Here is a 21,147-nt window from a genome sequence, read left to right as displayed (position 1 = left end):
CAATTCTCCCTCTTAATATGCGACGCCGGAACTCATTTGACTTTGTAAGGTTTTCATTGGAAGTATCTCGATTCCGACGTCAATTTTATCTCCAATATAAAAAGCCAAATGCTTTACAAACAGATCATATGCAACGAAAGAATATTTTCCAAACTGTACTTCTATGGCGATCCTTTCCTTTATAAAATCCGTTTGATTATAACTATAAATGGGAAGCTCTCCCATCGTTTCGATTTCCTTTTTCTGCTTCTCACTCGTCATTGTGAGTGTTTTTCTTATCAGTTTTTCACTTCTTGTCACCCAATAACTGACTCTGCTCTCTTTCCGGTTTTTTCCTTCTGATCTTAATAGTCCGGTAAATGATTTATTCATTTCTATCGGACTATACAGTAATTTCCCTTTCATCCCTCTCTCTTTGGAAATCTTTGTTTTGCATTTATCCGCGTCGACTGTTTGTATAACTTCTCTGATTTCTTCCCACAGGTTTTTCTTGTGGACGAGTAAAAATTCCAGTCCATTTAAATGTGAATATGTTTCTGTAATTTTCATGTTCCCACAGAATAATCTATTTTATTGTTTTCAAGAAATAATTCTTGCGTTTTAAACGTATTCCCGTTTTCTTTTTTTGACCATGGTGATACGGATAGGTTGCTTTTATCAGGATCATAAATCGGCTTATTAAGCGGCCTTGTCTTAAGTGTTCCGCTGACTTCCTGCCTGATTCGATTGATAGCAATATCGACATATTTTTTTATTAATTCGGAACCTATTCCTTTTCTGTCGTGCCTGACAGCGGCTATTATAGAGGTACCCGTACCCAGGAACGGATCAAAAACCGTATCGCCTTTGTCCGTCATCGCCAATACCAATCGTTCTATCAGGGCGACTGGAAATTGACAAGGATGGTCCGTTTTTTCAATATGATTGCTTTTGACATTTGGGATATTCCATACATCCCCCGGATTTTTTCCCAAAGGATTACATGAATATTTACCGGCGTTTGGTCCTTTATAATATTTTTTTGCCGGATATTTTTGAGGAACACGAACAGGATCGATATTGAATGTATAATTGTCTTTTTTAGTAAACCAGTTGATTGTTTCATATCTCCCTGAAAAACGCTTTGAACAATGGAGGCCGTGTTCAAAATGCCAGATGATCCTGTTCCTTAATTTCATGCCTAAATCATCGAAAACAGGGAAAAGAACGGTGTCCAGCGGTATAATGGAACCATTATCAATATAATTACCGACCTGCCAGCAAATACTTCCTTCAGGGTGAACTATACGATAACATTCTTTAATTATTTCTTTTTGTTGTATGATGTAGTTATTTAATGTAAGCTTTTTTGCTTAACATTTGTGTGGTTTTCCGTAAAATTGTACACTGACCTGCTTTACACGCCAAACAGCGTGACGGTCCGTCCGGCCAGGGCGGCCAGCTTCTTCTCCACCGTCTCCTCGTCGGTCCTTATTCTGGTTTCGATGCTCCCGATATCGGCTTTTGCTTTTTCGAGACAAAGCTTGCCGGTCGTTCCCGTGTAGGTCCGCGTCCTGATGATGTGGTCCGGATCGTATGAGGAAAGGGTTTTTATATTTTTCGCGGTTTCCCGGTAGGCTTCCCTGAAAGGAAGCCCTTTTTTTACGAGTTCCATCGCCGCGTCCGTCGCGAAGATATCCGGAGTAAATCCGGCGCGCAGCCTGTCCCCGTTGACCGTCATCGTTTCACAGGTAAGGGACATGATCCGGGTGCTCAGGACCGATTCACGCAGCCCCCTGATGAGGGGCCCCTTTGTCTCCTGAAAATCCCTGTTATACCCGGAGGGAAGGCCGGCGATCACACATTTGACCTGGGCGGCGAGTGAACAGAGTGTCTTTGCTTTCGCCCTGACGAGCTCGAGCCCGTCCGGATTTTTTTTCTGGGGCATGATGCTGCTTCCCGAACAGAGGATGTCGGGAAGCGAAAAATAACCGAACTCCGGCAGTGAAAAAAGGATGAGATCCTGTGCCAGCCTCGAGAGGGTGAGCATGACCTGTGTCGCGGCGTCGAGAATGACGGACTCGATCTTACCCCTGCTGTTGTTGACATAAAGTACATTGTTCTGGACCTTCCCGAAACCGAGCAGTTCGGAAACCATTTCCCTGTCGAGGGGAAGCGGCACCCCGTAACTCGCCGCTGAACCGAGGGGGCACATGTCGTTCAACCGGTACGCCCCTTTGAGCAGGTTCAGGTCGTCGACGAGTTCTTCCGCGTAAGCGCCCGCCCAGAGACCGATGGACGACGGCATGGCCGCCTGCATGTGGGTGCGGCCCGGCATCGGAACGAACTCGTGTTTTTCCGCGCACTCAAGAAGCCGCCCGGCAAGTTCGCAGCACGCCTTCCGGAAGACCAGGAGTCCCTCGCGTGCGTACAGTCTCAGGGCGGCGATCACCTGATCGTTTCTCGACCGCCCCGTATGGATCTTCTTTCCCGCCTCCCCGCATTTTTCGGAAAGGCGGTTTTCGATCGCCGTGTGGCAATCCTCATCACTCATCCCGACAAGAAAATCGCCCTTTTCCCATACAGCGATTATGGCCGCCAGTTCTTTTTTTAGGCCGGTCAACTCTTTTTGTTCGAGAATACCGATCGAGGCAAGCATGGTCGCGTGCGCCATCGAAGCGAGACAGTCCGAAGGCACGAGACGGCGGTCGAGGATGTAATCCTCGCCGACGGTGAACCGTTCAATGAGTTCGTCGAGATTGTAATCCTTTTGCCAGAGTTTCGCCACGGCCCTCTCCCCTTCTTATTGGCTGATTCGGATCATATTATACCCGCGGCGATGGCTTTAAGCAACCTCCGTCCCCCATGAAACGGTCATTCGGCACTAATTTCATTCACCACAATGGCAACGGGATACATATATGAATCGTCGAGGTAATGGGCTACCCCCTTGATAACGATGCCCTCGGCATTGTATTTTTTCAGTTTCTTGTAGTATTTGTTCCAGGCCTTCTCCGCCTCCGATCCTTTCAGAATGTAACCCAGCATGAAATCCCTCGTATACTCGTCCTCTTCTCCCGGTTTGAGAAGCATGACGCAGCGGTAATCCGATCTGGCCGCGATTGTCTCGAACCAGCGCTGCTTGTCCGGTCCCAGACCGGCTCTGAAAGAAACGGGTTCCCCTTTCATATCTTTCACTCCCTCAGTCCCCCGTTTAAAATCGGCGAACTCTTTTGTTTTATAATCATGGCTTTTCCCCTCGGCCGCTTCGGAAGCATAGGTAGCGAAATCGGCCCCCATATTGACACCGGCGCGACTCCCCGGTGCGGCAAGGTTCGGCGCCACCGCGGCGAGGGGGTAGGCGTGGCCGTAGTTCGACTTCCCCTTTCCCGGACCCGCCTGAAGCGGAAGACCGAGGCTTTGGCGCCATTTGTTCATTTCATCCATCTCGAGTTTTCCCGGTTCCGCCGCCGCGAAATTCGTGAACTTTTCGAAATAGTCGGAATCCGGCTTCAATCCCGGCGCTTTGGCCGTGTTGCCCCCCGCTTCCCAGAGCATATAGAACTCGGGTTCGTCGTTCAGATCTTTTAGGTCTTCCTCTTTCCACGCCAAAAGGTTTTTCCCGTCATCGTCCATAAAGTGGTAATAACCGCCCTGGCACTGGAAAAAGACATTGTCTTTCATGACCGTGTCCTCGTTTCCGAACCCGTTGTGAACGCCGTAAAGCTGGTTGAACATGAATATATTGTTTTCCAGGACAGTCCGGCCCTGGCTTCCGATAAAAACCGATGTTCCGCCGCCTTTATTGGTTTGATTCCATGTAAATCCGATGGTACAATTCTTGATCAGGATAACGGCGTTCTCCTGTGCGGATCTCGTGCTGATGCCGGTATAAAAGCTGTTGAGGACAAAAGTGTTCACGACCTCGTTTTCTTCTCCCTGCCATTTGCAGTATACGCCGACCCCGAAGGGATTGAGGATGATGCAGTTCCGAATCCTGACATTCGGACTCCCTGTTTCAAAAAGAGGGCCGGAAAATGAACCTGATTCACTGATGTCCCCCGTGTTCCTGTATTTGTTTCTGGTTCTTCCCTCGATGACAAATCCGTCGACAGTCAGGTTGGAATGATCGCCCTGTCCCGAAACGATACCGTTCGGAAGCCCGGTGTTGTCTCCCTTGTAATCCTCCGCCCGTTTGAGAATTGTCATGGAAGAAAAGGGATTCCTGGATGAAAAATCAGGCGAATATCCCCCTGCAAGCGTCAACGAAGGAACCTTGGCGATAAACGCGCCTGACCCCCCCTTTCCCGTGTAAACGCCTTCGGCAACGTGGATGACATCCCCCCGGATTGCCCGCTCCATCGCTTTCCATAACTCGCCGTAGGGCTCCTCCATGCTACCCTTTCCGGACGCTCCTGCACGGACATAAATATCCGCGCCGAAAAGGCCTGCGGATACAAAAAAGAAGGATATGACGAGTATCATTGCACGGATTGTGCCCGTTATCCCTGTCCTCATTTTCACCTTGGACCTCCTTGTTTTCGTTAAATTACAACTGCCATGTAAGTATAATAAAAAGATCATATTGTTTTCCACAAAAAGAGATCACTTGACTGTTGCTTTTTATTCCTTTTCCCCAAACTGACGATTGATCTGGAAGAAGTTTTTTAACTTAGCATCCTGCAGTTACCCGCGTATCCTCAAACTCACCGTAAAATCTCTATCAGGGCTTCATAGGCGGGCTTCGGGCCGTACGACCGGTCGAAAAGGAGCCCCTCATCGTAACCTTCGAAAAACGAGGGGATCCAGGAGTATTTGTCCGTCACCCCCCAGGTCATAAACGCGGTCACTTCGGGATAGTCGAGGGCGATCCGCATCACGGACGCGTATATCTCCGCCTGATGATCGAGTTTAGCCGGGGTGACCGGTTCCTCAATACGGACGTCGATCTCCGTGAACTGGACCTCGAGACCGAGCGCGATATAGCGGTCGATATTGCTGCGAATCGCCGTATAATCGGGGGTGTATTTCTCCATAAGGTGAAGCTGGAAACCCACCCCGTGAATCGGTATACTGTCGATATTAACCCATGCTTCGATGAGATCGTACAGCGCATCCGCTTTCGTGCTGCCTTTGGCTTCGTTATTGTAATCATTAATATAAAGGAGGGCGTCGGGGTCGGATGCGTGCGCCAGGAGAAAAGCCTGTTTTATCAGTGAATCGTCTGCGGGCGAGTCCGCCCATATGGAGCTTCCGTCATCGTTGTTTCTCAGCCCGCTTCCGTCGTCCCTGATCACCTCGTTCGCCACGTCCCACCATCCGATCTTTCCCCTGTAGCGGGCGGTGACCGTATCGATATGATGCTGGAGAACATCTTCCAGTTGTGAATAACTTTTCACCGATACCCATGAGGGCACCTGATTATGCCAGAGGAGGGTATGCCCCCTTACTTCCATGGCATTTTTCACGGCATAATCGATAACGGCGTCTGCCGGGACAAAATTGAATGTTCCTTCCAGGGGCTGGAGTGTGGTCATTTTCATGACATTTTCCGCGACCATGGCATTGAAGCCCAGTCTCAGGCTGTTGGTATAGCCCGTTTCATCGAACAGCAAAGGATTGACCGCCGCCCCGATATAAAGCCCGGCTCCATGGCACAGCGACCGGAGGGAATCCTCCGCCCAATACAGATCGTCGATAAAATAGCGATACGTCCTGTCCGGGCCTGTTGTGAACCCCACCTTGACGCCGATCCGGGTGACCGCGCCGTACACGCTTTCCGGATTCCCTCCGGTACCGTCATATCCCCAGGATTCCGTTCCATCGGCATATAATCCGATATCGAAGACGATATCGTTCCAGGACCCTTCCGGGCAGGAAAATCCCCTGCTTTGTATATTCGCGTCCGAACCGTTATAGAGGACCACCTGGATATAGTCTCCGCCCCCTTCCGGTGCAGACGGGACATACACGGAAACACTTATCATCGTACGGCTTGCATCCAGCGGGGACGTCCCGGTCGTTTCATCCAGGTTGAATATAGCCTGGTGCGATGTGTATTCATATGTTTCGTCGCCCAGCATTCCTGCCACTTCGAGCGACCTGTTTCCATGACGGGCCCGTTCGGTCGAAACTGAAAGCGTACCGCCCGTTGCGCCGTTTTCACCGTGGTTGTACACGGCATTCTCCGAAAGCCATTCACCGATAGCGGTATCGGTTTCGAAGGTAAACAGCGTCGATGCTTTCGAGAGGTCATCCGGGGTACCCGGATCCCCTGCAGGACAGGAGACAAACATTGTAAATGCGGCAATCGTCATAATAAGGCGGCAGCGAACTCTTTTCTTCATATACCTCCCTCTTTGGGATGTGTGTCATCCTTCCTTTAATATACAAAAAACAGAGGGGTGTTTCAAAATAAATTATTTTTTAGCCATCAACAATTTTTTTTATATGGCTGATATCGATGGAATCGACGTCCTTGCCGAATAATCAGAGGGTGTTTCAGGAAGAGACGATCTCAATAATGCGTTCGAGATCTTCCATGGAATAATAGGAGATCTCGATTTTTCCCTTTTGAGAAGAGCCTTTCAATTCGACCTTTGTACCGAAAGCCTCGATGAGTCTGTCTTCGATTTCTTTTATTTCCGCGGGCTTTTTTTTGTTCTTTTTCTGTTTCGACGGCTTTTTCGTCATAGACTTGTTCCCGGCCGCGATATCCGCGGCGTACTGTTCCGCGGCCCTGACCGAAATCCCATTGGTCACGATCTCCTGAAAAAGCAGCTTCTGGTCCGAGGGGTTGACGAGTGAAAGGACCGCCCTCGCGTGACCGGGGGTAAAGGCGCCCTCATCGAGTGCTGCCTTCATCGCCGCGGGAAGCTTGAGGAGTCTGAGGGTGTTCGCTATCGTGGATCGTTTTTTCCCCACCTTTTTCGCGATCTCTTCCTGGTTGAGATTGAAGGTATCGATCAGCCGGCGGTAGCCTTCCGCTTCTTCGAGGGAACTCAGGTTTTCACGCTGGATGTTTTCGATGAGGGCGTTTTCCAGTTTTTCCATAACGGAAAAGGTGCCCAGGATCGCCGGTATGGTCGCGAGGCCGGCAATCCGGGAGGCCCGTACCCGACGCTCTCCCGAAATGAGGATATAGCTTTCATCCTGCTGTTTTTCAGCGATAATCGGCTGGATCACTCCCTTCTCCCTGATCGAATCGGCAAGCTCGGAAAGACCCTCGTCGGAAAAGCTCTTTCTGGGCTGATACGGATTCGGTTTTATCGCATCGAGGGGAACTTCGATGATGGACCGGGTGTTGATCTGCTCGTCGATGTCCCTGAAGAGGGCCCCGATTCCCTTTCCGAGTGCTTTCTTAGACATGTTCCAATACCTCGTGTGCGAGTTTTTCGTAGCTGACGGCGCCGATGCATTGCCGGTCGTAGAGGCTGATCGGTTGTGCGTGCGACGGCGCTTCACTGATTCTCACGTTTCGGGGAATGATCGTCCTGAAAACCTTGTTCTTGAAGTAGGAGGTGACTTCCTTGACGACCTCGTTTGCCAGGTTTGTCCTTTTATCATACATGGTAAAGAGGATTCCGCCGATGTTAAGCCGGGGATTGAGGTCCTGCTGTACTTTTTTTATTGTCTTTAGAAGCTGGCTCAATCCTTCGAGCGCGAAATACTCGCACTGGAGGGGGATAAGGACATAATCAGCGGCAACCAGTCCGTTCAGGGTCAGGATTCCCAGGGAAGGCGGACAGTCGATGAGGATATAGTCATAGACATCGGGGATATGGTCGATCGCGCGCTTGAGGAAATACTCCCGTTTCTGTTCCTCGACAAGCTCGACGGTCGCACCCGTCAGGTTGATATTGGATGGAATCACGGAAAGATTCGGGATCGCGGTTTTGAGAATGACCTGCTGGGCGACCATTTTTTTCGTGATAAGCTCGTAAATGCCCGCCTGTTCCTCGTCCACCCCTACACTGCTCGAAAGATTGCCCTGCGGATCGAAATCGATAAGCAGCACACGCTTTCCTTGTTCTGCGATGTAGGCGCCAAGATTCACGGCAGACGTGGTTTTCCCGACACCGCCTTTCTGATTGGCAAAAACAATAATCTTTTTCATAGGCTGTCGACTTGTAACGGATACAATTCATATATCGTCAGTGACGCTGTACGATATTCATGTATAGCATGATTTAGTAAACTTTGTCCAGATATCGGAGTGATAAACAATATGTCCGTGTAGGAACGGGATTGCGGTTTTTATGGAGATTGAACAATCGGCTGTACCGGGTAAAGCGGGTCGTGGGAGATGGGGCGTCATGCGGTAAAAAAAAACCGGTTTTACCTTGATTTTTCACGCACGGAGTGATATGTTGTTCATAAAATGAACAATAAAAAGTGCGGCTGTGATGGGATCTATTGAAAAAGATATCGAGGTATTGAAAAGCATCTCCCTGATACAACATGTCAGACAGCGCGACCTTGCCGAGATAGTCGGACTGTCGCTCGGGATGATCAACGCGATCGTCAAGCGCCTGGTGAAAAAGGGGTGGCTTTCCATGAAAAAACTCAATAACCGTACGATCCATTATGCCGTTTCACCGGCGGGAATGAAGATCCTGACACAAAAAGGCTACCAGTACCTGAGGCGGACGGTCAAAAATGTCGTCTACTACAAGGAATCGATTGCCGGTTTTATCCGCGGGGTAAGGGAGAAGGGCTTCCGCGGTATCTGCCTTGTGGGGAAAAGCGATCTCGATTTTATCGTCAAACATTGCTGCCACAACGAGGGAATCGGTTTTTACCTTTCGCCGGAACGAACGGCGGACGGAAACCTTTTTTATCTTTTTTCGGAAAACACCCGCCCGGAAGAGAATGCGGACGCGGAAAAGAATACGGGCTACTTGAGCAGTATTCTGCTCCGGGTTTCGGTATAGGGCGATGGGGGGTGCGATGATCGGGACCGATATGAATTTGGTTATATACATTGAACGGGCAATCCCCGCCTCACTCGCGGCCGGGACGGTCATCCTCGATGTGTACGGGACGGATTTTGAGGTCGATTACAAGGAAGACCGTTCACCCGTCACGATCGCGGACAGAAAAAGCCACGAATGCATTACCATGGAACTTTTAAAAAACGGATACCCCCTCCCGGTTTTGAGTGAAGAGGGAAGGGATATACCGTACAGCGATCGAAAGGGGTGGGAGGTCTTCTGGCTCGTCGATCCCCTTGACGGGACAAAGGAGTTTGTCGGGAGAAACGGAGATTTCACGGTCAATATCGCCCTGATAGAAAACGAAAGGCCGCAGGCGGGCGTGATCCATGTTCCGGTGCGTGATGTCCTCTATTTCGCCGCAAGGGGTCTGGGGTCCTGGCGCCTCACGAATGCCCGGCGTAGACTCAAAGGCGGGGAACCAATCGGTCTTATTATTTCAATGGCGGAAAAACTCCCCCTGAAAGCCGGGCGCGACGGAGATACGACGGTGATAGCGGTAAGCAGATCGAATTTCGGGGGAAAGACGGAAGAATATTGCGCCTCTTTGGCGGAAAAAGGCCGCCGTATCCGGTTCATCCGCGCGGGAAGCGCCCTGAAGTTCTGTCTCGTGGCGGAAGGCAAGGCGGATCTGTATCCGCGCCTGGGGACGACGATGGAGTGGGATACCGCGGCGGGCCAGATTATCGCCGAAGAAGCGGGGGCGTCCGTAACGGTTTTCGAGGCGGGCGGGCCCGTGCGATACAACAAGAAATGCCTTGAAAATCCCCGGTTTATCGTGCGGGGATACGGCTATGATGAGAATGCGGGGTAAGAAGATGTCGTTATTTGTCATGCAGGTCGAGACAGGACAGGAACAGCGCTTTGTCAGGCAAAGCAGGTCTCTGGCGAATGAATATGATGCCGAGGTGATCCACTTGAGGAGAAAGCTGAAAATCCGCAGAAAGGGATTTCGGAGGGAAGTGGTGGCAAGCGTTTTTCCCGGCTATGTGTTTCTGAAGACGAATGCCGTACCCCCGCGCCTTTACTGGGGACTTCGAAAAAAACCGGGTTTTTTCAGATTTCTCAACTCGAACTATGACATCATGCCCCTTCAGGGCAGGGACAGCGATATTTTCTTCCATTTTTTCTCATACGGCGACCTCATAAAGGAGTCTCTGGTGATCTTTGATGTCGACAGCCGGATTGTCGTCCTCGACGGCCCGTTAAAGGGGCTCGAGGGAAATATCATACGGGTCGACAGGAGAAAAAAGCGCGCCAGGGTGCGGCTCGATGTGTATGACGAGTCGTTCGAGGTCGATTTCGGGTTCGAGGTGATGGCGGAGTCGAAAGCAAAGGAGAGAGAGGCGGCGTCCGCACTCGAAATCGCCGTGGTATAAGGCGCTTGAACAGCGGACGGACGATATGATATAAAAGGGCGGGGGAAAAAGGGTTCCCCCTGTTTGATTGAGTATGATACATACCGGTGTGATCCCGTGATAGTCTGTTTCGGCGACATCGTTTAAGGGAAGCCGGGCGAATCGACTCGGATGTTGGGGAAAGGGGGAGGTGTGCGGTTGGATTGAATTGTTGAAACTGCATGTTGCCACTAATTTCATTGAATGTTAGTATAAAGAAATAATCGTATGTATTCTTACTATTATTGAATTAATATTTTTGAGAGATTATATTGAATAAAGCAAAAAAACTTTCTATTGTTATATCTCATTACAATACCGTTTCAACGTTAACGACGCTATTGGATTCAATACCGGTTAAGGACGAGATCGAAATTATCGTTGTCGATGATAGAAGCGATCGACAAGCGGAGGCATATAAAGAAATTATAGATAACAGACATTATAGCCATGTCTGTTTCTGTAAAAACGAAACAGAAAAAAAAGGTGACGGAGTTTGCAAAAATATCGGTTTAAAAAAAGCGACCGGTGACTGGCTGTTGTTCGCCGATTCAGATGATTTTTTTGTTGAAAATTTTTATTCAATAGTCCATGAATATCTTGATTCAGATTTTGATGTCGTATTTTTTACACCGACAAGCATTTTTTCAGAAACAGGAGTTCTTGCCGACAGGCATATCCATTATAAAAAAAAGATTGCAGATTACCTTGCGGGAAAGGATCTTGAAGCGGAATTAAGACTCAGATATGAGTTTTATGTTCCATGGTCAAAACTGATAAAGAGAAATCTGGTTGTAAGAAACAATATTACATTTGATGAGTTACCCGTTGCAAACGATGCAATGTTTTCTACAAAGGTATCTTATTTCATGTCATCGTTTAAAGCCAGTGAAGAAATTATCTATTGCGTGACGAGAAATAAAGGCAGCTTGTCGACAAAAATAAATGAAGCGGCATTCGATGCAAGGCTTGGAGTCCACATCAGATATTGTCATTATCTGCAAAGAAGATTGAGTAAAAAGGATTTGTCTATTTTAAATCTCACCGGAAGAAGCTATTTGCTTAACGCTGTAAAGTATAAACTGGGATTTAAAAAAATTATTGAAATATATCTCCGTTTACGGGGTAATAATATAAAAGTATTCGATCTTTATATTTTTAATCCGTACTTTTTTATTAAACAGATAATATATCATTATCTAAAATTTAAGAATATAAGAAAATATCTTGTTAAAAAATAAACCTACAATTCACTTTTTTTTATCATATGTGTTTAACTTATACAAAATCAGGATTCATATTCAATGAAATCTCTTTTTAAAACATTTTTTGGCTTTTCGATTGGACCTTGGTTGTCGGCAATTATATCGTTTATCGCAACGCCGATTATCACCTGGCTTATTGTACCGGAAGAATTCGGCAGAGCGTCCATGTTTATACTCGCCAACAGCATTATTTCCTTTATCGTCCTGTTCGGACTTGATTCTAGTTACATGCGATACAGTATAGATATTGATGATGAGACAAAAAGGAAGATAATATTTAAATCAATATTATTAAATATATTTTTAATAATAATCTTATATATAATAATATATATATATTGGAATGTTTTTTCCAATCTTTTATTCCAGAACAATAACATTATTTATTTTGTATTATTGTTTGTCGCCAATTCCTTCACGGTACTTTACCGTTATGGCTTTATTGTTCTCAGGATGAAAAAACAAGCCTTGAAGTGTTCGATTATTTCCGTTTTTCAGGTAATAGTACAATCATTACTTACCATTATATTAGCCGTTTTCTGGCGAAAGATATTTATTGTTATTTGTATTGGATATATCGGCAGCATGAGTATCGCATTTTTTCTTTCGATCATATTCATGAAAGAATTCTGGTTTGCTGATAATTCAAAAAAGGGAAAACGGGACATTAATATCTGGCACTATTTCCTTTATGGAATACCTTTTATGCCCACCCATATTATTTTTATTATATTCGAAAGTATGGATAAAATGGCGCTTCGTAACTGGACGGATTTTTCAACTATTGGTGTCTATGCGGCAGCATTTAAATTGGTCGGAATTCTAAAGATTATCCAAAGATCGTTTCAAACATTCTGGATTCCCGTCGCTTATGATAAATACAAGGAAGATCCGGATGATAAGCAGTTCTTTATAAAAATTTTCGATATTATGTTCATAGTCATGTTTTTGATTTCGGTTGTATTTCTCGCTTTTAAGGATATCGTCATATTAATCCTCGGAGAAGGATATCATGGGGCAAGCATGATTTTGCCTTTTCTTATTTTAGTGCCTTTAATGTCGACGATTTCGGAAGTGACGTCGATTGGTATAAATATCAAGAAAAAAACAGGATGGCATATTTTTATATCTATCATTATTACAATTATCAATTTGATAGGAAATATACTATTGGTTCCCTTTATAGGAGCAAAGGGAGCGGCTATCTCGACCGGCATTTCATATATTGTTTATTTTATTTTGAAAACGACATTTTCACAAAAATATTTTAATATAAAATTTAATTTTAAAAAAACAACATTTATATTATTATTGTTTCTAGGATATGTTTTTATTAGTACCTTTATTGAGTTTTACTGGTATCATGTTTTGTATTCTGTTGCGTTAACCTGTTTAGGTATAGTTTTATACAAAAAACAAATATCAAACATCACTCAATCGTTAGTGAATCTGATAAAAAAAGGAAGCCTCAGTCCACGGGCGATTTTGAACAGATTAAAATGATATAGGAGTTGTTCATTGGGTTTTATGTTATCATTTAAAACAGTCATTAATTGCTTCCATATATTGATTGCTGATTATAGTAATATCAAAATCAATGACTCTTTTTATGCCATTTTTAATTAAAAAACATGTCATCCTATTATCGCTTAGAATACTTTTAATGGCTTTTGCAATCTGTGAAATATTACCGACAGGGACTAAAATACCGTATGGGGAATATTCTACAGTGGTTATCGTTTTCTTTTTATTGATCGTCTCAGGCGCTAATATTTCTCTGGGACCGGTCGGACAGTCTGTCGAAATAACCGGAGTTTCACAGATCATCGATTCAACGAGTACATTCGCAAATCCTTCACTTGATGAGGTAAGCACCAGTACATGAGATCTTTTTATATATTTATAAGGATTTTTCACAAAACCGGTAAAATGAACGTGTTCTTGTATACCTTTTTCTTTTGCTTGTTTTTCAAGTGTATTTCTTTTCGGACCGTCTCCCATGATAATTAATTCAATATCATTTTCTTTTCCGTTGAGTTCAATATAAGCCTTAAAAAGATCTTCAACCCGTTTTAATGCGACAAGACGTCCGACAAAAATAATATATTTTTTTTGTTTCTTAAAAATAAATTCATTTACCGGGATTTTTTCGCGTGCAGCTTTTTTAATGTATCCGATTTCAAAAGGATTATAGATAACCCTTATTTTTTTTTCATCTCCGATCAATGAAGCAATATCATGTTTCATGCCGCGCGAAACACAGATGATCGAATCTGCGTTCGTATAAAAAAAACGAATAAAATTGTATTTTATTAAACCGGTCACACCGGCTTTCTTGAAGACACCTATTGTTCCATGATTGACGATCTGGGTTTTGTGTTTCGATCCGAGAATTCTTGCGAGGATATTGACATAATTCGCGCGATACAGGTGGCTTTGAATTACATCGATGGCATTGGCTTTAGCCAAACGCTTTAATCGAAAAGCAAAAATGACGAGCCATATTGTCTTTACAAGAAGATTTTCTTTTCCTGTAAGATGCGATAAATAGGTGATTTTTCGATCGATGTTATAATAATCATTTTTTTCCATCGAAATAATGTCGATATTACTTTTTTGAGATGCAATAATATGCTGAACGATTGTTGTAACAACACGTTCCGCACCACCGCTTGTAAATGAATTGATTAAAATCGCACAACGACCAAAATTATTGTTATAATTGTATCCATGCATTTGGGTGTCTGTCCTTATTTGCTTTGTCTCCACGATTGTTCCATCGCCGGGGAACAATAACGATTTTTTTTGTGTTTTTAGAAAGCCATGCTCCCCACCAGCTGAATGTACTGTTGGCAATAATAAAATGTTTACAATGACTCATCGCATAAAAATCATCGAATGTGGCGTCATGCGAAACCGGGTACATAAAATGCATCGGGAAATCGATTTTAAAATTTGATTTTACCCAGTCAAGGTCATTGGAGAAAATAAAAAAAAACGGGTCCTTGATTCTCGAAGCGATGAAGCGGACAGCCTGTACATAATAATCGATTCCGCATGTGCCGAATATTTTTTCTGTTTTTATATTTTGATAATAATCGCCTCGGCGGAAATGAAGACAAACTGAATTCATGCTGGCTATTTTATGTAAAATTTCTTTTTGCGTTTTCAGGGGGTTAATAGAAAAACTAAAATCTTTCCGTAACTCCATTTCGGCATCTTTAAAATAATGTTCACTCTGCCAATAACCTTCAAGAAGCACTTGGTCGTTTATCGCAAGCATTGCAGGGTCAAAAGCCTTGTCTTTTTTCTCAATAATAAATCTTTTACGGGGAACTGGAAGATATTTGTTTATCATTCTGTTTATCTTTTTAAGTACCGGATTTCTGAAGTTACCGGCAAACGCTTCTATTTCCTTTCTGGCAGCCGTATCGACGTCCATCGAGAAAATATGCAATCCGTATTGTGATTTGTTGTTGTTCCGTTCATACCATGATAAATCGAGTTTGAGGTTCGTCTTCAGGCGCAGGGAGAGTGCTCTCCCCATAGCATATTGAAACATCTGGTTACCCAAGCCGCCTTTAATGTGTGTAATAATCATACATACATCCGTATAAATTTTTTTTAATGCTTTCAGAATCAGTATTATTTAAATTCATTGATAACTATAACCTTTATGATTATTATCATATTTATTGTCTTCTGTGAAGAGATAAAGAGACTGCATTGTATAATTGAACAATTGATATAATTATTTAAATTCATTATTATAGTAATAATTATGAGAGTTAAATTAACATTATCATGTTTATTTTCTTTGCTGATTCTTTCGTCATGTACCAGTATTAGGTTACCGGACAGAGAAGTGTCCATGAAAAACGGATTGGAACGTCAAAGACAATTTATAGAAAGGCTTTTTGGCCCTCTTGATACAAAAAGGCATCGGAAGATAGATGGAAGAAAAGGTGATGAATCCGACATTGTATCCGCCGCGTGGTATGGCTTTGATACCAATGATTCAACACACATTTTAACGTCTGCACTCAATTCGGGAGCCAGCTTTATACTGATTCCTGATATGGGATCACCTTGGTTTACCGAACCACTTTATATCAACAGCAACACGACAATCGTTCTGGAAGAAGGTGCGGAAATCCATGCGAAACAAGGATCGTTTCATAAAGGCGGTGCTTCGCTTTTTAATCTTGTCAATATCGATAATATTACTATTTATGGTTATGGTGCCCGGATAAAGATGCACAAGGATGATTACAGAAAACCCCCGTATAAAAAAGCCCAATGGAGGATGGCGATCAATATAAAAGGCTGCAAGGATATCTCTATATTGGGGCTGACCGCGGAATCAAGCGGAGGTGACGGGTTATATCTTGGAAGCGGCGACCGCGGCTTCAATGAAAACATCGTTATAAAGGACGTTACTCTTCGCGATCATTTCAGGCAGGGTATCAGTGTCATTTCCGCGAAAAACCTTCTTATTGAAAACACTGAAATGTCCTATACGGAAGGCCATTCACCCGCAGCAGGGATTGATTTTGAACCGAACAAACCTGATGAAACATTTATCAACTGCACGGTCAGGAATTGTGTTATCCGGAACAACAGCGGGCCAGGCATCCTGATTTGTGTTAAGGCCCACAATGAAGATACTGTTCCATTTGATATTACTATAGAAGATTCGTATGTTTTCAATAACTTTATCGCCATCCATATTCTCGAAAGCAAGAAAATGGCCGGGGGGACATTGGTCCTGCGAAACACCATTTTAAATGGATTCCAATTTATTCCTTCAATTGATAGCTTGAATATAATCAAAGAATAATGTAATTATTATAAAGCGTTTTTCGATCAGTTCAAATATATTTTGCTTTTGAAAAATATTATTATTTGTATGTCGTCTTTTAATATTGGTAAGAGCAAATTGTCAGTATATATCTCACAAAAGGATAACAATCATGAAAAAGTGTCTTTGCGGCTTTATTGTACTACATCTATTATCTTTGTATTGTTACAGTCAGAACTCCTGGATCCTCCCCATCGATTCCGAATGCTATAAACGGGCTGAAGAACTTTTTATCAATTCCTGGTACGTCCCCCCCCTCGATGAAACCCCGGTTATTGCCGGTGACCTTATCCTTAATCTCAATCAACTGGCTGAAAAACGCGGAAACAGCTTTATCAAATCCGAGATCGACGCGATCACGGCCGGTATAACACTCCCGGTTTTTGGATTTTTTACACCGATCGTCGAAACGGCCTTTTGCGCGGCCTTTGACAGCGAGCCTGGAAGGCTTCGCGAGATCGATACAAACGACAACAAATCGATGACCGCCCGTGTCGTCGATTTCACCTATTTTTACGACATCGAATCGATCCCTTCTTTCCTTACCATCGGATTTATCGCACAGGGCGGGGGATTTTCCATCCTCTTCGAACCCGAACTCAGGTCGTCGCACACCTACATGCTCGAGTATGATTACCTTCTGAACGTCCCGCTCGATATCGTCAGAATCGACCAGAACATTCCGTACCGGGGCATTGCAGCGTATTATCATCCCCCGTTCGAGGCACGCTTCGGGAGGGACAAACTGAAGATCGGACCGGGAAAATGGAGCACCCTGACCCTGCATCAGCTCGTCCCCTATTACAATTATCTGAAAGTCAGGTTCTTTTGGGATTGGTTTTCTTTCTCGTTTTATCTTCTCCAGCTCAACCCGACGATTTCGAAGGATGAAAGCGTCTATCTGGATGATTTATATACAAGCGGTTCAAACCCGGAATACAATGCCGGCGCGAACGGAAAGGCATATGTTGACCGTTCGAAATATTATGCCCTCGCACGGCTGTCGATCACACCGTTTCCCTGGCTTTCACTCAGTGTCATGCAGACAAACCTCATCGCGGGGAGAACTCCGCTTTTTTCCGATTTCAATCCCTTTTCCGTCTACCATAACACCTATGCTGAGGGGGTGTATTCCGTTCCCTTTAACGCCTCCCTCACCGTTGTCCCTTATCGCGGTGTGAAACTGTACGCCGACTACCTCTTTTACGATGCGGTGCTGGGCGACGAAATTGAACGGGCAGACAACCCGATGGCCGCCGCATACCAGGCGGGATTTTCCCTCCTGTCGCAGCCCTTTTTCAACCTGGGGCCCGGAAGGTTCAGGCTTGACGGAGAGTTTGCCCTTGTCGATCCGTGGGTGTACGGAAAGTATTACAATCTGAGAAAGTTCACCACGAGGATCATCTATGTCGAATCATATCATGGACGGTACTGGGTGGATTTCCCCCTCGGATTTTACCTCGGCCCGGATGTGGTCGATATCAACCTCGCCCTCGCATATGGCGTTCCCGGAAAATGGGAGGCGGAACTCCACTGGAACAGAAACGGGAAAGGGGAAATCGATCTTTACGGCTGGGATGACGGCAATGATTATTCATACATCGGGGAGGACGGGTATCCGTTAACCGGCGCTCCGACCGGAACCGCCCAGTGGACGGAGAATTTCAGTGTCTCTATCTATTACGAATTGTTTAAAAACGTAACGATTGGCGGCTGGTACCGGCTGCGGGTGGTTGAAAATCGGTTTAATGAATCAGGAGACGGCGGTATATATCATTATACAGGCATCCAGGGGACATGGAAATTTTATTAGACCGTATATTATTCCGATGGGCTGGATTGTTTTATAATTCTGTGATATTATATAGCGGGAAAAAAGGATAATCCATTAATTCGATCAGTATCGATGATGTGATATATCTGATTGTTTTTTTCCTAATATAGATGGATTATCCATCCATTTGGAAATAAGCGATGATTCAGATTTAAATACTGAGATATAAACACTATAAGGAGATCTTGTTAACGTTGAACAATTCCGATATATCAAAACAAGGAAAAAAAAGAATATCACTATTTGATATAGTATCCATATTTGTAAACCAGAGATGGTTTATTGTATATGCTACGATTATCATTAGTGTACTAATATTTCTTTTTGTTTTTATCACAAAAATCATGCCGCCAGATTGGCCAGTCAATATAATGCCGGATTATTACAACCCGCAAGTCGTTATAAATATACAGGAACCGGGTAGTTCGATTTTAGGAAAAAATACAAGTGCAAGTGCTATTACAAGTATGCTTGCAAGCGGCGGAGTATCGACGACAAACCGGTATATTGAATTGACGGAGGTTATCCTGAGGGGAAATACAGTTAAAGATAGGCTTATCGATGAGTTTCATCTTTTGGATGATTTGGATATACAGTCTAAACAGGAAAGTTATGAGGCACGAAAAGGAATTCGAGAAGACCTTGATAGGCAGTTTCACATGAATGTCAGTAAAAACGTTGGAAGTACCTTGTTTTCCATCTCATATAGAGATATAAAAGCCGAGTTTTCCATGCAATTTTTAAACAGAGCAATCGAGCTTGTCGAAACCCGTTTCAAGGAGCTTACGTCCGGCCAGGTGATGCGGCGAAAGGCTTTTATCGAGGACCGTCTGCAGGCTGCGGAAGCGGATTTACTGAAAGCTCAGGACAGGATGATCCGGTTTCAGGTTACCCACGGGATTCTCGATATTTCAAATCAGGCAAGGGAACAGACGAACCTCATCGCGGATTTAAGCGAGGAAGTCATCAAGGACGAACTCGAACTCGAAACTCTGCTTGAATACCTCCCGGAAAATTCATCGAAGGTCGTTCTCTCAAAAAACGAAATCACTAAAAAGAAGAAACTATTAAAAGAATTGAAAAAGGGTTTTACGGATTCGACCGTTAATGTCATCCCAGAAAATCAGATACCTTCACTCACAACCGAATATTTTAATCTCAAAAGTGAAATGGATGTGCAGGCCAGGATATACAGCACACTCCGCGAGCAGTATGAGTTGGTAAAAATTGAAGAAAACGACAATTCGCAGATATTTCAGATAATCGAGCCCGCGGAGGAATTGAAACTCAAGTCGGGTCCATACCGCGGAAGAATGTGCCTATTCGGAGCAGGCGCTGCGTTCTTTTTTGCTATCGCTATGGCTTTTGCACGAGAATATTTCAGGAGCCTGAAAAAAAACCCGGTCGAGGCGGGGAAATGGGAAGATATAAAAAGTCAGTTTAAATGGAAAAAGAAAGATAAAAGAAATCGATAATGATTAAACCGATCAACTATGGATATCATTTTGGTTTAAATAATATGAGGATACTGAATGAGTAAGAAAGCACTCATTACCGGTGTTACCGGACAGGACGGGGCCTTTCTCACGGAATTCCTTCTCGGGAAAGGGTACGAAGTACACGGAATAAAGCGACGTTCTTCCTCGTTCAACACGGACCGGTTGGACAGGTTTTACAGGGACCTTCACGAGAAGGAAGTGAAGTTCTTTCTCCATTACGGCGACATGACGGATTCCACCAACCTTATCCGTATTATCCAGAGTATCCGTCCGGATGAAATCTATAACCTAGCCGCGCAAAGCCACGTCAAAGTTTCTTTTGAAACGCCGGAATACACCGCCAATGCCGACGCGGTCGGGACGCTGCGGCTTCTCGAAGCGATACGGATCCTCGGGATGACGGACACGGTCCGGTTTTACCAGGCTTCGACAAGCGAGATGTATGGAAAATCAGGAACGATTCCCCAGGACGAACGGACGCCCTTTTATCCACGAAGCCCCTACGGCGCCGCGAAACTCTACGGTTACTGGATTACTGTCAATTACCGGGAGGCCTACGGTATCTTTGCTTCGAATGGAATCCTTTTCAACCATGAAAGTCACCTCCGCGGCGAAACCTTTGTAACGAGAAAAATAACTAGGGCGGCCGCGCGGATAAAACTGGGATTGCAGGAAAAGGTATATCTCGGCAATCTATGCGTACGGAGGGATTGGGGATACGCGGGCGACTACGTTAAGGCAATGTGGATGATGCTTCAGCATGAAAATCCGGACGATTTCGTGATCGCGACCGGTGAAAGTCACACGGTCAGGGAGTTCGCCGAATACGCCTTTAAAGAAGCGGGAATAGCGATCGAATGGAAAGGTACCGGCGTCGACGAGAAGGGAATCGATACGTCAAGCGGTGATGCCGTGATTGAAATCGATCCCGTTTACTTCCGCCCCACCGAGGTCGAGTATCTTCAGGGCGACAGCGCAAAGGCAAAAAAGGATCTGGGATGGGAAGCGGAAATGGGATTTCAGGACCTTGTCAAGCTGATGGTGAAAAATGATATCGAAGAGAATAGGCGAGAGGTTTATCTTAAAAACGGCGGCTATGAAATAAAACAGAGGAACGAGTGAGGATGTTTTTTTAATAATGTGAAACTTTATTTTGGTTGCGATTAAAACCGTAAAGATCGAAATATATAGAATTACTTTTAAGTATGTCCTCGCTTTTTGTGGTTTACTTATACCTAACCTGAGCGATTTTTGCCTATTGAAAAAAATACATCCTTGTGGTGAAATAAGTTAGCAAAAAACAAAAATCACCCAGGAGG

Annotated in this window: 18 protein-coding genes; 9 read left to right on the top strand and 9 right to left on the bottom strand. The window is 44.7% G+C overall.

Annotated features, from left to right (window positions below; translation table 11 throughout):
* Positions 1 to 12: 12 nt before the first annotated feature.
* The 7 genes from JW881_03930 to JW881_03900 all read right to left on the bottom strand — a co-directional run bounded on the left by JW881_03930 (position 13) and on the right by JW881_03900 (position 8,095).
* Positions 13 to 549 (bottom strand): hypothetical protein, encoded by a 537-nt coding sequence (locus JW881_03930; GenBank protein ID MBN1696644.1) that lies wholly within the window; start codon positions 547 to 549, stop codon positions 13 to 15.
* Entirely contained in the window at positions 546 to 1,325 is a 780-nt protein-coding gene (locus tag JW881_03925; GenBank protein MBN1696643.1) for a site-specific DNA-methyltransferase, read from the bottom strand. Before JW881_03925 ends, JW881_03930 begins: the two co-directional genes overlap by 4 nt.
* 71 nt (positions 1,326 to 1,396) lie before the next feature.
* Positions 1,397 to 2,767 carry an argininosuccinate lyase gene (argH, locus tag JW881_03920; GenBank protein MBN1696642.1) on the bottom strand — a complete coding sequence of 457 codons (1,371 nt, stop codon included), beginning with the start codon at positions 2,765 to 2,767 and terminating at the stop codon, positions 1,397 to 1,399.
* 86 nt (positions 2,768 to 2,853) lie between these two features.
* Positions 2,854 to 4,503 carry a right-handed parallel beta-helix repeat-containing protein gene (locus tag JW881_03915; GenBank protein MBN1696641.1) on the bottom strand — a complete coding sequence of 550 codons (1,650 nt, stop codon included), beginning with the start codon at positions 4,501 to 4,503 and terminating at the stop codon, positions 2,854 to 2,856.
* Positions 4,504 to 4,685: 182 nt separating this feature from the next.
* Positions 4,686 to 6,326 (bottom strand): endo-1,4-beta-xylanase, encoded by a 1,641-nt coding sequence (locus JW881_03910; protein MBN1696640.1) that lies wholly within the window; start codon positions 6,324 to 6,326, stop codon positions 4,686 to 4,688.
* Between the two features lie 154 nt (positions 6,327 to 6,480).
* The gene (locus JW881_03905) at positions 6,481 to 7,347 is read right to left on the bottom strand and encodes a ParB/RepB/Spo0J family partition protein (protein ID MBN1696639.1); all 867 of its coding nucleotides are present in this window, start codon (positions 7,345 to 7,347) and stop codon (positions 6,481 to 6,483) included.
* Positions 7,340 to 8,095, bottom strand: coding sequence for a ParA family protein (locus JW881_03900; GenBank protein ID MBN1696638.1), 756 nt, complete (start codon positions 8,093 to 8,095; stop codon positions 7,340 to 7,342). Before JW881_03900 ends, JW881_03905 begins: the two co-directional genes overlap by 8 nt.
* A gap of 289 nt (positions 8,096 to 8,384) precedes the next feature.
* Here JW881_03900 and JW881_03895 point away from each other — a divergent pair, with 289 nt between their 5' ends.
* The 5 genes from JW881_03895 to JW881_03875 all read left to right on the top strand — a co-directional run bounded on the left by JW881_03895 (position 8,385) and on the right by JW881_03875 (position 13,137).
* Positions 8,385 to 8,912, top strand: coding sequence for a winged helix-turn-helix transcriptional regulator (locus JW881_03895; GenBank protein MBN1696637.1), 528 nt, complete (start codon positions 8,385 to 8,387; stop codon positions 8,910 to 8,912).
* Positions 8,913 to 8,943: 31 nt separating this feature from the next.
* On the top strand, positions 8,944 to 9,786 hold the full coding sequence (gene cysQ / locus JW881_03890) for a 3'(2'),5'-bisphosphate nucleotidase CysQ (protein ID MBN1696636.1): 843 nt from the start codon (positions 8,944 to 8,946) through the stop codon (positions 9,784 to 9,786).
* Positions 9,767 to 10,351, top strand: coding sequence for an antiterminator LoaP (gene loaP, locus JW881_03885; protein ID MBN1696635.1), 585 nt, complete (start codon positions 9,767 to 9,769; stop codon positions 10,349 to 10,351). The genes cysQ and loaP overlap by 20 nt, the downstream gene beginning before the upstream one ends.
* Positions 10,352 to 10,641: 290 nt before the next feature.
* On the top strand, positions 10,642 to 11,610 hold the full coding sequence (locus tag JW881_03880; GenBank protein ID MBN1696634.1) for a glycosyltransferase: 969 nt from the start codon (positions 10,642 to 10,644) through the stop codon (positions 11,608 to 11,610).
* A gap of 63 nt (positions 11,611 to 11,673) precedes the next feature.
* Positions 11,674 to 13,137: a polysaccharide biosynthesis C-terminal domain-containing protein gene (locus tag JW881_03875; GenBank protein ID MBN1696633.1), complete on the top strand. Its 1,464-nt coding sequence runs from the start codon at positions 11,674 to 11,676 to the stop codon at positions 13,135 to 13,137.
* 30 nt (positions 13,138 to 13,167) lie between these two features.
* On the opposite strand, the gene JW881_03870 is transcribed toward JW881_03875, so the two are convergent.
* Together JW881_03870 and JW881_03865 are read right to left on the bottom strand one after the other, a co-directional pair.
* The gene (locus JW881_03870) at positions 13,168 to 14,403 is read right to left on the bottom strand and encodes a glycosyltransferase (GenBank protein MBN1696632.1); all 1,236 of its coding nucleotides are present in this window, start codon (positions 14,401 to 14,403) and stop codon (positions 13,168 to 13,170) included.
* A complete protein-coding gene (locus tag JW881_03865; GenBank protein ID MBN1696631.1) occupies positions 14,351 to 15,235 on the bottom strand; it encodes an alpha-1,2-fucosyltransferase in 885 nt (294 codons plus the stop codon). Before JW881_03865 ends, JW881_03870 begins: the two co-directional genes overlap by 53 nt.
* A gap of 477 nt (positions 15,236 to 15,712) precedes the next feature.
* On the opposite strand from JW881_03865, the gene JW881_03860 reads away from it, so the two are divergent.
* From JW881_03860 to gmd, 4 genes are all read left to right on the top strand, one after another.
* Positions 15,713 to 16,474 (top strand): right-handed parallel beta-helix repeat-containing protein, encoded by a 762-nt coding sequence (locus JW881_03860; protein MBN1696630.1) that lies wholly within the window; start codon positions 15,713 to 15,715, stop codon positions 16,472 to 16,474.
* Between the two features lie 133 nt (positions 16,475 to 16,607).
* The gene (locus JW881_03855; protein MBN1696629.1) at positions 16,608 to 18,308 is read left to right on the top strand and encodes a hypothetical protein; all 1,701 of its coding nucleotides are present in this window, start codon (positions 16,608 to 16,610) and stop codon (positions 18,306 to 18,308) included.
* Between the two features lie 680 nt (positions 18,309 to 18,988).
* Positions 18,989 to 19,804, top strand: coding sequence for a hypothetical protein (locus JW881_03850; protein ID MBN1696628.1), 816 nt, complete (start codon positions 18,989 to 18,991; stop codon positions 19,802 to 19,804).
* Positions 19,805 to 19,861: 57 nt separating this feature from the next.
* On the top strand, positions 19,862 to 20,950 hold the full coding sequence (gene gmd, locus JW881_03845; GenBank protein MBN1696627.1) for a GDP-mannose 4,6-dehydratase: 1,089 nt from the start codon (positions 19,862 to 19,864) through the stop codon (positions 20,948 to 20,950).
* Positions 20,951 to 21,147: the final 197 nt, after the last annotated feature.

Source organism: Spirochaetales bacterium (assembly GCA_016930085.1).
Taxonomy (GTDB): domain Bacteria; phylum Spirochaetota; class Spirochaetia; order SZUA-6; family JAFGRV01; genus JAFGHO01.
This window is presented reverse-complemented; position numbering and strand designations above follow the sequence as displayed.

Bases quoted from the DNA above. Each gene is read 5' to 3' on its own strand.
- JW881_03930 (MBN1696644.1), bottom strand. From the start codon at position 549: ATGAAAATTACAGAAACATATTCACATTTAAATGGACTGGAATTTTTA.
- JW881_03910 (MBN1696640.1), bottom strand. From the start codon at position 6,326: ATGAAGAAAAGAGTTCGCTGCCGCCTTATTATGACGATTGCCGCATTT.
- JW881_03905 (MBN1696639.1), bottom strand. From the start codon at position 7,347: ATGTCTAAGAAAGCACTCGGAAAGGGAATCGGGGCCCTCTTCAGGGAC.
- JW881_03900 (MBN1696638.1), bottom strand. From the start codon at position 8,095: ATGAAAAAGATTATTGTTTTTGCCAATCAGAAAGGCGGTGTCGGGAAA.
- JW881_03895 (MBN1696637.1), top strand. From the start codon at position 8,385: ATGGGATCTATTGAAAAAGATATCGAGGTATTGAAAAGCATCTCCCTG.
- cysQ (MBN1696636.1), top strand. From the start codon at position 8,944: ATGAATTTGGTTATATACATTGAACGGGCAATCCCCGCCTCACTCGCG.
- loaP (MBN1696635.1), top strand. From the start codon at position 9,767: ATGATGAGAATGCGGGGTAAGAAGATGTCGTTATTTGTCATGCAGGTC.
- JW881_03875 (MBN1696633.1), top strand. From the start codon at position 11,674: ATGAAATCTCTTTTTAAAACATTTTTTGGCTTTTCGATTGGACCTTGG.
- JW881_03865 (MBN1696631.1), bottom strand. From the start codon at position 15,235: ATGATTATTACACACATTAAAGGCGGCTTGGGTAACCAGATGTTTCAA.
- JW881_03860 (MBN1696630.1), top strand. From the start codon at position 15,713: ATGGGATCACCTTGGTTTACCGAACCACTTTATATCAACAGCAACACG.
- JW881_03855 (MBN1696629.1), top strand. From the start codon at position 16,608: ATGAAAAAGTGTCTTTGCGGCTTTATTGTACTACATCTATTATCTTTG.
- JW881_03850 (MBN1696628.1), top strand. From the start codon at position 18,989: ATGAATGTCAGTAAAAACGTTGGAAGTACCTTGTTTTCCATCTCATAT.
- gmd (MBN1696627.1), top strand. From the start codon at position 19,862: ATGAGTAAGAAAGCACTCATTACCGGTGTTACCGGACAGGACGGGGCC.